The sequence below is a fragment of the Streptomyces sp. XM83C genome (assembly GCF_023072675.1).
Classification (GTDB): Bacteria; Actinomycetota; Actinomycetes; order Streptomycetales; family Streptomycetaceae; genus Streptomyces; species Streptomyces thermocoprophilus.
The window spans coordinates 13,287-27,499 of the sequence record NZ_JALLGL010000049.1; the positions used below are offsets into that span (position 1 = coordinate 13,287).

Here is a 14,213-nt window from a genome sequence, read left to right on the forward strand (position 1 = left end):
GAAGGCACGTTCCGCTCTCTCCGGTCGGCGTCAGTGACGGTGGTCCTGGTCGGGTTCCTGGTCCTGGTTGAGGATCCCGGACTGGGCGATGAGATAGCCGAGTTGGGCGCGGCTTCCGCTGCCGAGGGCCTGGGCCAGCTTGGCGATGTGGGCGCGGCAGGTGCGGACGTTCATGCCGAGGCGGCGGGCGATGGCCTCGTCGACATGGCCTTCGACGAGGAGTTTGGCGATGGAGTGCTGGATCTCGGTGATGCCGTCGGGGGCGGTCTCGTAGGGGGCGCCGCCGGAGAGCGGTACCGAGCGGTCCCACATGAACTCGAAGACCTTGATGAGGTAGCGGACGAGGCCGGGGTGGCGGAGTTCGAGGGCGACCTCGCCGTCGTCCCGTACGGGAATGAAGGCGACGGTCTCGTCGCAGATGATGAGCCGTTCGACGAGCTCGTCGATGGTGCGGTATTCGGCCTTGCCGCTGGAGAACTGGGCGACGTAGGCGAGCGTCTCGGGGCTGTAGCGGGCGGTGTGCTGGTAGAGGGTGCGTATGCGGCAGCCGCGTTCGATGAGGGGGCGGTCACGTTCGAGGCCCTGGATGAGGGTGTGTTCGTGGCGGCGGCGGCTGGGCTGGACGGTGAGCATCTCGCTCTGGCATTCGGCGGTGGCCAGGTCGAGGGCGGCGTTGATGCGTTCTCTGCCCTCCAGCACGGTGATCGAGTGGGTGGTGGAGGTGGCCTGCGCGCTCAGGGCCATGAACGGCTCGAAAAGATCTGCCAGTTCTATCGACAGCCGCCTCCGCTCCGTGATCTCGTGCTCGATCGGATTGAGCCTCTGGGCCAGGGCGATCGGCGGAGGCACGGGCCGCAGCCAGTTGGCGTCGTCGGGGTCGGGGTGGAGCAGGCCGAACTCCATGAGACACGGTGCGCTGTCCACCTCGGCACGGGCGATGCGACCTGTTCGGAGGGCGTTCTCGTAGAAGCGGCGTCCGTCATCGCACAACTCGGTCAGCGCGTGAGGATGTGTCCGCTTACTCCCGTTTGTCGGCAAATCTCCACCCCCCAGGGTCCTGAACGTGCAGGAACATGATGCATCGATTGTGTGGCCATGACGTGCCTGAATGGGCCATCGTCGTACTCGACGGGGGAGAGGTGACCTTCACATGAGGACGAAGCCGACTATGCATAAGAGAATGCTTCGCTCGGCGCTTGTCGCCGCCTTTTCCGCCGTTGTGGCCTTCGGGGCCGTGAGTGGTCTTGCGGGGACGAACGGTGCTGCCGCTGCGGACAGTACCTGGCGCACGAGTGCCGTGTCTGTTGCCATGGCCGGCGACAGCACGTGGATAGCTCCGGCCCAGGCCGTTCCGGGTGACAGCACCTGGGTGGCGCCGGCCAAGGCTGTTCCTGGTGACAGCACGTGGGTGGCCCCCGCGACCGTCCCCGGGGACAGCACCTGGGTGGCGCCGGCCAAGGCTGTGCCCGGTGACAGCACCTGGGTCGCGCCGGCCGGTGACAGCACCTGGGTGGCGCCCGCCGACAGCACGTGGGTGGCTCCGGCGAACGCGGTACCGGGTGACAGCACCTGGGTGGCGCCGGCCGGGGACAGCACGTGGGTGGCTCCGGCCGGGGACAGCACCTGGGTCGCGCCCGCCGGTGACAGCACCTGGGTGGCGCCCGCCGACAGCACGTGGGTGGCTCCGGCGAACGCGGTGCCGGGTGACAGCACCTGGGTGGCGCCGGCCGGGGACAGCACCTGGGTCGCGCCCGGGGACAGCACCTGGGTCGCCCCTGGTGACAGCACCTGGAGCACCGACGACAGCACGTGGGTCGCCGCGTCATGACCACCCCACCCGACGACCGTAGCTTCCGCCGGGAGATGGCCACCGCCTACCGCTCCGGCTGGCACTTCATCGACCTGGTCACCGCCATCCCCCACAGCGGTGACTCGCTGATGGTGACCGTGTTCGGCGAGCCGGTCGTCGTCACGCGGGACGAGGACGGTGACGTGCGCGCGTACCGGTGTCTGCGGCGGCCACGGGGGGCGCCACAGCCCGTCCGGTGTGCCATCCGCTACGGCATGATCTTCGTCAACCTCGACCAGAGGGAACAACAGCTGGTGGAGCCGGCAGCGCCGGCCACCTCCCGCGCCATCTCGGCCACCCCCCGCAGTGCCTGACGCGATTCCCCCGTCATAAAAAGATCGCTCAGGCGCTTCCCCCCGGCAGCGGCGTCACCGTGACCTGAACACGGTGACGCCGCTGCAGTTTTGCGGAATTTGCGGTGGTATACGTCGCGATGCCTCCGCGGGCCGCATGGCCGAAAACAGCCCTTGCCGGGGCTGCCGGGCCCGCTTTGCCGCCTCGGCCGTACAGGGCTCCGGCGAGCACCGCTCGGACCCGCCGACGCCGGGCCCGGCGCGGAGCCGGACGCGGGCCCCGACGCGAGGCCGGACGGCGGCTCAGCCCCGGCCCATCGCCCGCGTCAGCTCGATCTCGATCACCACGCGCGCCGGATTCGGCCCCGGCGTCCGCTCGTACCGCTCCGCATAGCGCCGCACCGCCTCGGCGACCCGTTCCGGGTCCGTGTGGACACGCGCCCGGCCCTCCAGCGTGGCCCAGCGCCGGCCGTCCACCTGGCAGACGGCGACCCGCGCACCCTCGGGGCCCGCCGCCAGCACGTGCGCCACCTTCGCACTGGACTTGTTCGTGATCACCCGGGCCAGCCGTGCCTCCGGGTCGTAGGTGACGCCGACCGGCACGACGTGCGGGGAGCCGTCCGGGCGGAGCGTGGTCAGCGTGCACAGGTGTCGCTCCCGCCAGAAGGCGAGATACGGCGCGTCCGGCGCGCCCGGATCCTGGGGGTATGGGGCCATGAGTGCAACGTAGTCGATCCGCGTACCCACCAGCGGGCCCCACCCCTCCCCGGAGTCCACGACCGACTCCCGCCCTCGCCTTGAGTGGAATAGACTCAACTTTGTGTACGTTGGCTGAGTCAGACGTGGAGACGACCAGGCCGACAGCTCACGCAAGGAGGAGAACGCGAACGTGGACGCCGAGCTGACCAACCGGAGCCGGGACGCGATCAACGCGGCCAGCAACCGTGCCGTGACCGAGGGGCATCCCGACCTCACCCCCGCCCATCTGCTGCTCGCTCTGCTCCAGGGGCAGGACAACGAGAACATCGTCGATCTGCTTGCCGCCGTCGACGCCGACCTCGCCGCCGTCCGCACCGGCGCCGAGAAGGTGCTCGCGTCGCTGCCGAGCGTGACCGGGTCGACCGTCGCGCCTCCGCAGCCCAACCGCGAGCTGCTCGCCGTCGTCGCCGACGCGCAGGCCCGCGCGAAGGACCTCGGCGACGAGTACGTCTCCACCGAGCATCTCCTCATCGGCATCGCCGCGAAGGGCGGGGCCGCCGCCGAGGTGCTCACCCGGCAGGGCGCCACCGCGCAGAAGCTGCTCGACGCCTTCCGGAAGGCACGCGGGGGCCGCCGCGTCACCACCGCCGACCCGGAAGGCTCGTACAAGGCGCTGGAGAAGTTCGGCACCGACTTCACCGCCGCCGCCCGGGAGGGCAAGCTCGACCCGGTCATCGGCCGCGACCAGGAGATCCGCCGGGTCGTGCAGGTCCTGTCCCGCCGTACGAAGAACAACCCCGTCCTCATCGGTGAGCCCGGCGTCGGCAAGACCGCCGTCGTCGAGGGGCTCGCGCAGCGCATCGTCAAGGGCGATGTGCCCGAGTCGCTGAAGGACAAGCGGCTGGTCGCGCTCGATCTGGGCGCGATGGTCGCGGGCGCCAAGTACCGGGGCGAGTTCGAGGAGCGGCTGAAGACCGTCCTGTCGGAGATCAAGGAGTCCGACGGGCAGATCATCACATTCATCGACGAGCTGCACACCGTCGTCGGCGCGGGCGCCGGCGGCGACTCCGCGATGGACGCCGGCAACATGCTGAAGCCGATGCTGGCCCGCGGCGAGCTGCGCATGGTCGGCGCGACCACCCTGGACGAGTACCGGGAGCGGATCGAGAAGGACCCCGCGCTGGAGCGCCGCTTCCAGCAGGTGCTGGTCGCCGAGCCGACCGTCGAGGACACCATCGCCATCCTGCGCGGCCTGAAGGGGCGTTACGAGGCCCACCACAAGGTGCAGATCGCGGACAGCGCGCTGGTCGCCGCCGCGACCCTGTCCGACCGGTACATCACCTCCCGCTTCCTGCCCGACAAGGCGATCGACCTGGTCGACGAGGCCGCGTCCCGGCTGCGCATGGAGATCGACTCCTCGCCCGTGGAGATCGACGAGCTGCAGCGTGCCGTGGACCGGCTGAAGATGGAGGAGCTGGCCCTGTCCAAGGAGACCGACCAGGCCTCCAAGGAGCGGCTGGAGAAGCTGCGCCGCGACCTCGCCGACAAGGAGGAGGAGCTGCGTCACCTCAACGCCCGCTGGGAGAAGGAGAAGCAGTCCCTCAACCGGGTCGGTGAGCTGAAGGAGAAGCTGGACGAGCTGCGCGGGCAGGCCGAACGCGCCCAGCGCGACGGCGACTTCGACACCGCTTCCAAGCTGCTGTACGGCGAGATCCCGGCCGTGGAGAAGGAGTTGCAGGCCGCGTCGGCCGCCGAGGAGGAGGCCGCGAAGGACACCATGGTCAAGGAGGAGGTCGGCTCCGACGACATCGCGGACGTCGTCGCCTCCTGGACCGGCATCCCCGCCGGGCGGCTCCTCGAGGGCGAGACGCAGAAGCTGCTGCGGATGGAGGAGGAGATCGGCAAGCGGCTCATCGGGCAGAGCGAGGCCGTGCGGGCCGTGTCCGACGCGGTGCGGCGGTCGCGCGCCGGGATCGCCGACCCCGACCGGCCCACCGGGTCGTTCCTCTTCCTCGGCCCGACCGGCGTCGGCAAGACCGAACTGGCGAAGGCGCTCGCCGACTTCCTCTTCGACGACGAGCGGGCCATGGTCCGCATCGACATGTCGGAGTACGGCGAGAAGCACAGCGTCGCCCGTCTCGTCGGCGCCCCGCCCGGGTACGTCGGCTACGAGGAGGGCGGACAGCTCACCGAGGCGGTGCGGCGGCGGCCGTACAGCGTGGTCCTGCTGGACGAGGTGGAGAAGGCCCACCCGGAGGTCTTCGACATCCTGCTTCAGGTCCTCGACGACGGCCGGCTCACCGACGGGCAGGGCCGCACGGTCGACTTCCGCAACACCATCCTCGTCCTCACCTCCAACCTGGGCAGCCAGTTCCTCGTCGACCCGATCTCCTCGGAGGAGGAGAAGAAGGAGCAGGTGCTGGAGGTCGTCCGGGCCTCGTTCAAGCCGGAGTTCCTCAACCGGCTCGACGACCTGGTGGTGTTTACCGCACTGACCAAGGAGGAGCTGAGCCGGATCGCGAAGCTCCAGATCGACCGGCTGGCCCGTCGGCTCGCCGAGCGCCGGCTCACCCTGGACGTCACCGACGAGGCGCTGGGCTGGCTGGCGACGGAGGGCATGGACCCGGCGTACGGCGCCCGGCCGCTGCGCCGGCTGGTGCAGACCGCCATCGGCGACCGGCTCGCGAAGGAGATCCTCGCCGGCGAGGTCAAGGACGGCGACACGGTCCGCGTCGACGTGTTCGGCGACGGGCTGATCGTCGGCCCGGCGAGCACGGGCAAGACGCTCTGACGCGGCCCGCGCGCCTCACATCGTGAACGCCGACCACCGCACCAGGGCGGTGGTCGCGTTCTCGTAGAAGACGTCCGCGGACACGTGGTGCGCCTCCGCGCCCGGCGGGAGGCCGCCCTCGTCCTGGTCCATGTCCAGACAGAGATCCGCGCCCGACCAGCAGCCCTCGACGGGCGCGGAGCCCTGCGGTGCCATGTCCGCCAGCCAATCCCGGGCGCCCTCGCGCGGCATCCGGAAGGACCCCTCGTACATCGTGTCGAGGAAGGACTGCACCGAGCAGTCGGTGTCGTACGCGCCCTGCGGCAGCCGCGCCCCGCCGAACGCCAGCGCCTCCTCGCAGGGCGCCTGCTCGGGGCCGCGACCGCCCCCGTCCCAGGTCACCACACCCCACACCAGCCACACGCCCGCCCCCAGCACCAGCAGCCCCGGCACCGCGATCAGCACCGCGAGCAGCACCCGCCACCCGCTGGGGCCGGGCTTGCTCCCCCGTACCGCCAAAACCGCTCCACCCCCGTGTCCGGGCCGGTGCCCGGCACCGGCGACCGGCCAGATCATGTCAGCCCTCGGCAGACAGGGCACGCCGGGGCTTGCCTCCCCCCTCCCCCGGTGAGGGAGGATGGCGGGATCCGTACGAAGGGAAAAACACGGTGACCATCGACCCGTCCTCGATTCCGAACTTCGGGGGCCAGCCCCAGCCGCAGCCCCAAGGACCGGCGGGCCCCGTCGTCCCGGATCAGGACCTCGTGAAGCAGCTCCTCGACCAGATGGAGCTCAAGTACGTCGTCGACGAAGAAGGCGACCTGGCGGCGCCGTGGGAGCAGTTCCGTACGTACTTCATGTTCCGCGGCGAGGGTGACCAGCAGGTCTTCTCGGTGCGTACGTTCTACGACCGCCCCCACAAGATCGACGAGAAGCCCCAGCTGCTGGAGTCCGTCGACGACTGGAACCGCCGCACCCTGTGGCCCAAGGTCTACACGCACACCCACGACGACGGCACCGTCCGCCTCATCGGCGAGGCGCAGATGCTGATCGGCGCGGGCGTCAACCTGGAGTTCTTCGTCTCCTCCACGGTGAGCTGGGTGCGGGCCGCGATCGAGTTCGACCGCTGGCTCGTGGAACAGCTCGGCCTGGAGCAGGAGGTCAACGAGGCCGACAAGCCCGAGGAGGGCGACGAGTAGTCGCTCCCTCCCCTGGGAGTCACAGCGGCGTGTCCGCCACTGCGACGAGATACGCGCCGTAACCGAACGAGAGCCCGGCCAGGGCACCGACCACCACGGTCGCGTGCCAGGGCCGGGCTCTGGCCGTCCGCACCAACGCCAGCGCGAGCGGCAGCAGCAGCGGGAACGCGGGCAGCAGGAACCGCGGCTTGGACTCGAAGAACCCGGAGCCGCCCAGCACGATCAGCATGAGCACACCGCTGTGGACGAGCAGCGGCAGCGGGGCCCGCTCCAGCAGCAGCAGCGCGTACAGCACGACCGCGGCGGCGACGATCACGAGGACCGTCGCGAAGACGAGCCGGTCGCCTTGGAGCACCAGATGGCGGACGAAGCGCAGCGAGCCGCGCCCCAGGTCGAAGGTGGAGCCCCAGCCGCGCTGCACCTCGAAGTACCCGCCGAGCAGATCCCCCTTGCGGTGCCCCACCCACAGCACGTACGCCGTCCAGCCCAGCGGGGCGAGCGCGGCGCCCGTCCACAGCCTGTGGGAAACGTTCCGCCCGCGCCGCCGCCACACCTCCCACGCCGCGGCGGCGACGACGGCGGCGGCGACCGCGAACCCGTTCGGCCGGGACAGCCCCGCCAGCGCGGCCAGCGCGCCCGCCCGCACCCAGTGCCCGCGCAGCACCGCGTACAGCGACCACGCGGCGAACGCGGTCAGCAGCGGCTCGGTGTACCCCATCGACAGCACCACCGAGTGCGGCAGCAGCCCCCACAGCACCACGAGCACGGTGCCGACGGCACGCCCGTACAGCAGCTCACCGCACCGATAGATCCCCCACGCGGCGACCCCGGCCGCCGTCCACGCCACGACCAGCCCGGCGGGTGCGCCCTCCAGCGGGGTCAGTGCCGACACGGCCCGCACGAGCGCCGGGTACAGCGGGAAGAACGCCAGATCGCTGTAGACCAGGTCGGGCGGGAAGCGGAGGGTGCGGCCGTAGCCGTGGGAGGCGATCCCCAGGTACCACAGCGAGTCCCAGGACCGGCCCAGCAGCCCCATCGGCTGCTTGCCGGCCGACCGGGCCACCACGGCGACGGCGGCGGCCCCCAGCAGCCGCGTGAGGGCGAACAGGCCCACCGCCAGCCCGGCGGCGGCCCAGCGCGACCCCCCGAGGGCCGCAGCCGTCCTCTCCCCGGCGCGCCGGGCACGGTCGGGGACGGTGGGCAGGAGCGTGCTGCTGGCGTGACTCACACCCCGCACCCTTCCCGCCCCGCCCCCACTCGGCGACCCCGGACCGTCCGCCCGGGCGCGCCCCGGACGGGTGACACGGCCTGCCCGCTTCTTCCAGCGCCTCCGGGCGCTTGCAGACGGGCAGCACAGGAGTACGGAGCGCCGTGCACATGCCTGGCACCGGAACACGATCCGAGCACAGTCCGGTAGGAGCCGTGCTCACCTGGGAGCCGAGCCCGAGTCGGTCTCGTTCACGGATCTGTCGAGAGACCCCAAGGGTGTCGCCGCCGGGGCCGCCGCCCTCGGTGCTCAGCGCGTCACGCATCGGGACGCACCCGGCATGGTGCTGACGACGGCCGCTCACGCGGAGCGCACCGAGGAGAACCTCACGACCGCGTCCCGGCTCTTCCTCGCGCTCATGAAGCACGATGACGGAGCCCGGTCGCTTCCGCCGGCGCTGCCGCAGGTCTCCCCCTGGGTGCGACACCTCGACGACGAAGAGGGGCGTGCGTTCACCGTGGAGCTGCTGGAAGCACTCTTCGATGCGGCAGAGCCGGATGCCAGGGAGGCCGTGCACCGCGTGCTCGTCTCCTGGCGGGCGACGGCTCGCATCGACTGCACGCGCATCCGGCCCGCCCTCAGCGGGCCAGCCGGCCCAGACGGTCCACCGCCGCCTCCAAGACGTCCTTCCGCTTGCAGAACGCGAAACGCACGAAGGGGGCGCCCGCGTCCCGGTGGTCGTAGAAGACGGCGTTGGGGATCGCGACCACGCCGGCCCGCTCGGGCAGGGAACGGCAGAAGGCGATGCCGTCGCTCTCGCCGAGCGGCCGGATGTCGGTGGTGACGAAGTACGTGCCGGCGGTGCGGAACACCTCGAAGCCGGCCTCCGCGAGCCCCGCCGTGAGCACGTCCCGCTTGGAGCGCATGTCGTCGCGGAACGCCTCGAAGTACGACTCGGGCAGCGCGAGCGCCTCGGCGACGGCGTACTGGAACGGCCCCGAGGCGACGTACGTCAGGTACTGCTTCGCCGACCGCACCGCCGACAGGAGGCCGGGCGCGGCCGTCACCCAGCCGACCTTCCAGCCCGTGAACGAGAACGTCTTCCCGGCCGAGCCGATCGTCACCGTCCGCTCCCGCATCCCCGGCAGGCTCGCCAACGGCACATGCTCGGCGTCGTCGAAGACGAGATGCTCGTACACCTCGTCCGTCACGACCAGCAGATCCCGCTCCACCGCCAGCGCGGCGATCGTGGTCAGCTCCTCACGGGTGAGGACGGTGCCGGTCGGATTGTGCGGGGTGTTGATCAGCAGCAGCCGTGTGCGGTCGGTGACGGCGTCCCGCAGCTCGTCCAGGTCCAGCCGGAACGCCCCGTCGCGCGGTCTGAGCGTCACCGGCACCCGCCGCCCGCCCGCCATCGCGATGCACGCCGCGTACGAGTCGTAGTACGGCTCCAGCGCCACGACCTCGTCGCCCGGCTCCAGCAGCCCCAGCAGCGCGGCCGCGATGGCCTCCGTCGCCCCGGCGGTGACCAGCACCTCGGTGTCCGGGTCGAACACCAGCCCGTACCGGCGCTGCTGATGCGCGGCGACCGCCGTGCGCAGCTCGGGCACACCGGGCCCCGGCGGGTACTGGTTGCCGCGCCCGTCCCGCAACGCCCGCACGGCCGCCTCCCGCACCTCCTCGGGCCCGTCGGTGTCGGGGAACCCCTGCCCCAGGTTGATCGACCCGGTGCTCAGGGCCAGCGCGGACATCTCGGCGAAGATCGTCGTCCCGAACTCGGCGAGCCGGCGGTTCAGAAGCGGACGCGGCGTGGAGGTCATGCGCGCCATCGTGCGCCGAGGGCCGGGCGTTCCTCAACACGCCTCGGCACCCGGCGCCACGGACGGACGGCCCGACGGCCGCACGGGCGGCGACGAGAACGGCATGATCTCCGAGGCCCCGGACCGACGGCCACCGCACGCGGCCCGGCCGGCTTCGGCGCAGGTCGGAGACTGTCGCAGGGCGAGAACCCTCTGATGTTCCTCAACTCTGCTTTGAGGGGGACAGGGCAAGGGAATCTCCCGGGCACGCACCGAGCGGGGCGCCCACGGGGGGCTGCTTCGGGGGAGATTTCCGTACTTCGGGAAGGAGGGTGACGCCATGGTCATCGGCATCATCCTGGCAGTGATCGCGGTCGTCGTCGTGGCGATCGTCGTCTCGGCGGTACGCGCCGGCCGGAACGCCCGCCGCTACGCGGCCGTGGGGCGGGGGTCGGTCCGTATGGCGAAGCGTCCCGGCGGACGGTCGTCGTACCGGAGCGGCAGCAGCTCCGACGCGTATGCCGCCGGGAGCGCCGGCTGGTGGGTCGGTGACAGCGGCAGCTCGGACCCGGGCGGACATCACGGGGACGGGCACCACTCCGGGCACTCCTGCGGGGGGTCCTCGTCCTGCGGCAGCGGCTCGTCCTGCGGAGGCGGGTCGTCCTGCGGCGGCGGGGGCGGATGCGGGGGAGGCAGCTGACACGGGGCAGCTGAGCTCCAGCAAGGGGGAACCGCATCCGTGAGCGACCGCGGGAACCGGGCCTGGGCCGGTCCCGCGGTCGCGTGCGTCCGTGGGGACGCGCCGGGGCCGTGGTGCGGTGTGTACGAGGGCGCGCGGGGTGTGCGCCGTGACGCAACGGCGCGCGTCGTAGTTGAACAGTTGAGCTGTGGGGCCCTCTGAGGGATGGAAACCGCACGAACCTGGGTAAAAACGCTGTTGCGGCGCCACAGTTCATGATTCCCTCTAAATCACCATCCCAGCCCCTCGGACGTCTCGCGCGGACGCCATGCCCGACCGGGCTGGCCCGGCCGATCTCCCGGTGCCGACCGGGATGCGCCGGACCCAACGCCCCTTTTTCTTTGCGTGCTAGCGGAGCTGATCCATGCTCACGACCCTGAACACTTCCTACACCGACACGCGCGCGGCCGACCTCGCCTGGGCCCTGGGACGCGAACCGCTCCCCGCGCTCGCCACCCTGGACCTCGAACTGGCCGACGCCAAACTACAGTTGAGGCTGCTCGGCGCGTCACATCAGGTGCTCGTGGAGGAGGAGCACGGCAGTTGCTCCGAGACGGTGGCCTGCATCCCCGGCAGCAGAACACCGCTGCCGCTGGGCGTGGCCAAGCGGGTGGGCGACTGGGAGTACGAGTTCGCGGCGCGGGTCGAGGTGCTCTCGCCCGGCTCCTTCGCGGGCCGCGCCCAGGAACTCCTCGCCCTGGTCGCCGACCACCCCAACGGACTCGCCGGGGTCTTCCCGGGCAGCCCGCACGCCTTCACGGCGCTGCTGGCGCACCGTCACGACGGCTTCGTGCACTGGCGTACGTGGCATGCGTACCCGCAGGACGGCCAGCTCGTCGCCACGCGGACCCGTGTGGGACTCCGGGTGCCGGCGGCGGTGTGAGCCGAGGCGCGGTGGGGGCGCCCGTCATGCCGGGCGCCCCCCTGCCGGTGTGCCGCGCCGGGTGTGCGGAGCGTAAACCTCCGTGGACCCGGCAACACCCGGTTCCACACGTGTGGGTGACGAAGCGTGCCGGAGACGTGACGTAACGTCCCTTCCGTGATCGAATCGCACGCGTCCGCCCCGCCCGGCACCCCGCCGCCCTGGGTCGGCCCCGCGCGGCTGCCGGTCCGGCCGACGACCGGGCGGTTCCTCGTGCTGGCGTGCGTGTTCGTCTGTGCCGCCTGCGGTCTGGTGTACGAGCTCGAACTGGTCGCCCTCGCCTCCTACCTGATCGGCGACTCCGTCACCCAGGCGTCCGTCGTGCTGTCGGTCATGGTGTTCGCGATGGGCGTCGGCTCGCTCGCCGCGAAACGGCTGCGACACCGCGCCGCCGCCGGCTTCGCCGCGCTGGAGGCGCTGCTCGCCCTGGTCGGCGGATGCAGCGCCCTCGCCCTGTACGCGGTGTTCGCGTTCACCGGCGACTGGGGCGGCATCTGGGCGAACGGCCCGCGCGTGCTGCTCGTCGCGTTCTCCCTCGCCATCGGGCTGCTCATCGGCGCCGAGGTGCCGCTGCTGATGGAGCTGATCCAGCGCGTCCGCCGGCAGGACCCGGGCGGCGCCGTCGCCGACCTGTTCGCCGCGGACTACGTCGGCGCGCTCGTCGGCGGCCTCGCCTTCCCGTTCCTGCTGCTGCCGTTCCTCGGCCAGCTCACCAGCTCCCTGCTGACCGGCGCCGTCAACGTCGTCGCCGGAGGTTCACTCGTCCTGGGGCTCTTCCATCGCGACCTCGGCCGGCGCGCCCGCTGGGTGCTGCTCACCGCCAACGTCACCGTGCTCGGCGTCCTCGCCTGCGCCACGCTCCTCGCCGACGACTTCGAACAGGCCGCACGGCACGCCGTGTACGGCGACGACGTCCGCGTCGCGCAGCGCACCGGCGTCCAGGAGGTCGTCCTCACCGGCGGCACCGGCGGCCGGCCCCTGGACGTCTACCTGGACGGGCGGCTCCGCGTCGGCGGGCACGACGAACGCCGCTACCACGAGGCCCTCGTCCACCCCGCGCTGCACGGCCGGCACGCGCGCGTCCTCGTCCTCGGCGGCGGCGACGGGCTCGCCCTGCGCGAGGTGCTGCGCTATCCGGACGTCCACCGCGTCGACGTCGTCGAGGCCGACCTCGGGCTGGTCGGGCTGGCCCGCACCGACCCCGCGCTGTCCCGCCTCAACGACCACGCCTACGGCGACCCCCGCGTCCATGTCACCGGCGCCGACGCCTTCGCCTGGCTGCGGGGGGCGCCCGTCGCGTCGTACGACGTCGTCGTCTCCGATCTGCCCGACCCCGGCCTCACCGACAGCACGAAGCTGTACTCGCAGGAGTTCTACGGCCTCGCCCGCCGCGCCCTCGCCCCCGGCGGGCGGCTCGTCGTGCACGCCGGGCCGCTGTCCGCGCGGCCCCGCGACTTCTGGACCGTCGAGGCGACCCTGCGCGCCGCCGGCCTGCACCCCGTTCCCTACCAGGTCCTCGGCACCGACACTGCCGCCGCCGGGAAGGGCGCCTCGCGCGCACCGCGCGACTGGGGGTTCCTGCTCGCCTCCGCCGACCGCACGCCCGTGCTCGGCCTCGCCCCCGGCGGGCCCGCCCCGCGCACCCTGACCCCGGCCGCGCTGGCCGCCGGCGAGGCCGCCGCCGAGGACGCGCGGGTGCCGGGGGCGCCGCCGTCGACGTTGGTGCATCCGCGCTATTGAGGTCCGCACGGGAGAGGGTCGTTCCGGCCGTTCGCTGGGTAGAGTCCGCGCCATGGAGCATGAGGTGTTCGTTCCGGTCCCCGGCGAGCGGCTGCGGGAGGTGCTCGACGACCCCGTGCGGGCGGCCCGGGCCGTGCCCGGGCTCCAGCAGGACGACGCGCCGCTGACCGGCAGGCTGAAGGTCCGCGTCGGCGGGCACACCATCACCTACCGCGGTGCCCTGCGCGTCACCGCCCACGACGACGGCTCGTACACGGTGGCCGGCGAGGCGACCGAGGCGCGCGGCACCGGCACCGTACGGCCCGACCTCACCGTGCGTCTCACGGACGCCGAGGGCGGCACCCGGCTGACCTTCACCGGTACGGCGACGGCCGGCGGGCGTATCGCGGAGCTGCCAAAGGAGGAGGTCGCCGGGGCGGTGACCCGGCTGCTGAACCGTTTCGCGGAGAACCTGGGGGCGGAGGCGGAGGCGGAGGCGGAGGCCGGGACCGAGGCGGAGGCCGAGGGCGCTGGTGAGCCCGCCGTGGAGGACGCGGTGCCGGGTGGCGCCGAGTCGCCGGAGCTGCTGGCCGCGGGCGAGTTCGAGACGGCGGCGACGAGCGACTTCGAGACGACCCCGGACGCGGACGACACGCCGCCCCCGCCGGCGGAGGAGCCGGAGAGGGGTGAGGAGCCGACGCCGGGTGAGGAGCCCACGCCGGGTGAGGAGCCGACGCCGGGTGAGGAGCCCACGCCGGGTGAGGAGCCCACGTCGGGTGACGAGCCTCGGGCGACCGAGCCCCAGGAGCGTCCGTCGGTCTTCGACACCGAGGTGCCCCCGCCGTCCCTCGACCCGCTGGCCGACGATGACGCCGAGGCCGACGGGGCCGACGGGGCCGAAGGGGCCGACGGCCTGGACGGGCACCCCGTCGCCGAGGCCGCGCACGCCCGGCGCACGATGATCGGCCGCAGCGCGGAAGAGGTCGATCACGCCCCGCCCCGCGGCCGTTACGCCCC

At 72.3% G+C, this 14,213-nt stretch carries 13 protein-coding genes; 7 read left to right on the forward strand and 6 right to left on the reverse strand.

Annotated features, from left to right (window positions below; translation table 11 throughout):
* Positions 1-30 precede the first annotated feature (30 nt).
* Entirely contained in the window at positions 31-999 is a 969-nt protein-coding gene (locus MTQ10_RS08615) for a helix-turn-helix transcriptional regulator (RefSeq protein WP_374117584.1), read from the reverse strand.
* A 147-nt stretch (positions 1,000-1,146) separates the two neighbouring features.
* Entirely contained in the window at positions 1,147-1,797 is a 651-nt protein-coding gene (locus tag MTQ10_RS08620; protein WP_247464123.1) for a hypothetical protein, read from the reverse strand.
* Between the two features lie 27 nt (positions 1,798-1,824).
* Here MTQ10_RS08620 and MTQ10_RS08625 point away from each other — a divergent pair, with 27 nt between their 5' ends.
* Positions 1,825-2,163 (forward strand): hypothetical protein, encoded by a 339-nt coding sequence (locus MTQ10_RS08625; RefSeq protein WP_247464126.1) that lies wholly within the window; start codon positions 1,825-1,827, stop codon positions 2,161-2,163.
* A 282-nt stretch (positions 2,164-2,445) separates the two neighbouring features.
* On the opposite strand, the gene MTQ10_RS08630 is transcribed toward MTQ10_RS08625, so the two are convergent.
* Positions 2,446-2,859: a pyridoxamine 5'-phosphate oxidase family protein gene (locus MTQ10_RS08630; RefSeq protein ID WP_247464129.1), complete on the reverse strand. Its 414-nt coding sequence runs from the start codon at positions 2,857-2,859 to the stop codon at positions 2,446-2,448.
* A gap of 172 nt (positions 2,860-3,031) precedes the next feature.
* Between MTQ10_RS08630 and clpB the strand changes: the two genes are divergently transcribed.
* Entirely contained in the window at positions 3,032-5,632 is a 2,601-nt protein-coding gene (clpB, locus tag MTQ10_RS08635) for an ATP-dependent chaperone ClpB (RefSeq protein ID WP_247464132.1), read from the forward strand.
* A 15-nt stretch (positions 5,633-5,647) separates the two neighbouring features.
* Here the strand turns inward: clpB and MTQ10_RS08640 are convergent, their stop codons facing one another.
* On the reverse strand, positions 5,648-6,130 hold the full coding sequence (locus MTQ10_RS08640) for a hypothetical protein (protein WP_247464135.1): 483 nt from the start codon (positions 6,128-6,130) through the stop codon (positions 5,648-5,650).
* Positions 6,131-6,279: 149 nt separating this feature from the next.
* Here MTQ10_RS08640 and MTQ10_RS08645 point away from each other — a divergent pair, with 149 nt between their 5' ends.
* Positions 6,280-6,810 (forward strand): YbjN domain-containing protein, encoded by a 531-nt coding sequence (locus tag MTQ10_RS08645; RefSeq protein ID WP_247464138.1) that lies wholly within the window; start codon positions 6,280-6,282, stop codon positions 6,808-6,810.
* A gap of 19 nt (positions 6,811-6,829) precedes the next feature.
* Here MTQ10_RS08645 and MTQ10_RS08650 read toward each other — a convergent pair whose 3' ends face one another.
* Both MTQ10_RS08650 and MTQ10_RS08655 read right to left on the reverse strand, forming a co-directional pair.
* On the reverse strand, positions 6,830-8,038 hold the full coding sequence (locus tag MTQ10_RS08650; protein WP_374117583.1) for a hypothetical protein: 1,209 nt from the start codon (positions 8,036-8,038) through the stop codon (positions 6,830-6,832).
* 617 nt (positions 8,039-8,655) lie between these two features.
* Complete coding sequence (locus MTQ10_RS08655) at positions 8,656-9,846, reverse strand: pyridoxal phosphate-dependent aminotransferase (protein WP_247464142.1); 1,191 nt, start codon at positions 9,844-9,846, stop codon at positions 8,656-8,658.
* Between the two features lie 310 nt (positions 9,847-10,156).
* Between MTQ10_RS08655 and MTQ10_RS08660 the strand changes: the two genes are divergently transcribed.
* The 4 genes from MTQ10_RS08660 to MTQ10_RS08675 form a co-directional block, all read left to right on the forward strand.
* The gene (locus MTQ10_RS08660) at positions 10,157-10,516 is read left to right on the forward strand and encodes a hypothetical protein (protein ID WP_247464146.1); all 360 of its coding nucleotides are present in this window, start codon (positions 10,157-10,159) and stop codon (positions 10,514-10,516) included.
* Between the two features lie 403 nt (positions 10,517-10,919).
* Complete coding sequence (locus tag MTQ10_RS08665; protein ID WP_247464148.1) at positions 10,920-11,438, forward strand: DUF2617 family protein; 519 nt, start codon at positions 10,920-10,922, stop codon at positions 11,436-11,438.
* A 156-nt stretch (positions 11,439-11,594) separates the two neighbouring features.
* A complete protein-coding gene (locus tag MTQ10_RS08670) occupies positions 11,595-13,217 on the forward strand; it encodes a polyamine aminopropyltransferase (RefSeq protein ID WP_247464150.1) in 1,623 nt (540 codons plus the stop codon).
* A 52-nt stretch (positions 13,218-13,269) separates the two neighbouring features.
* On the forward strand, positions 13,270-14,213 hold a 944-nt coding region (locus tag MTQ10_RS08675; RefSeq protein ID WP_247464152.1), incomplete at its 3' end, for an SRPBCC domain-containing protein.

Coding starts and splice junctions, on each gene's coding strand:
- MTQ10_RS08625 (WP_247464126.1), top strand. CDS start 1,825: ATGACCACCCCACCCGACGACCGTAGCTTCCGCCGGGAGATGGCCACC.
- MTQ10_RS08630 (WP_247464129.1), bottom strand. CDS start 2,859: ATGGCCCCATACCCCCAGGATCCGGGCGCGCCGGACGCGCCGTATCTC.
- MTQ10_RS08655 (WP_247464142.1), bottom strand. CDS start 9,846: ATGGCGCGCATGACCTCCACGCCGCGTCCGCTTCTGAACCGCCGGCTC.
- MTQ10_RS08660 (WP_247464146.1), top strand. CDS start 10,157: ATGGTCATCGGCATCATCCTGGCAGTGATCGCGGTCGTCGTCGTGGCG.
- MTQ10_RS08665 (WP_247464148.1), top strand. CDS start 10,920: ATGCTCACGACCCTGAACACTTCCTACACCGACACGCGCGCGGCCGAC.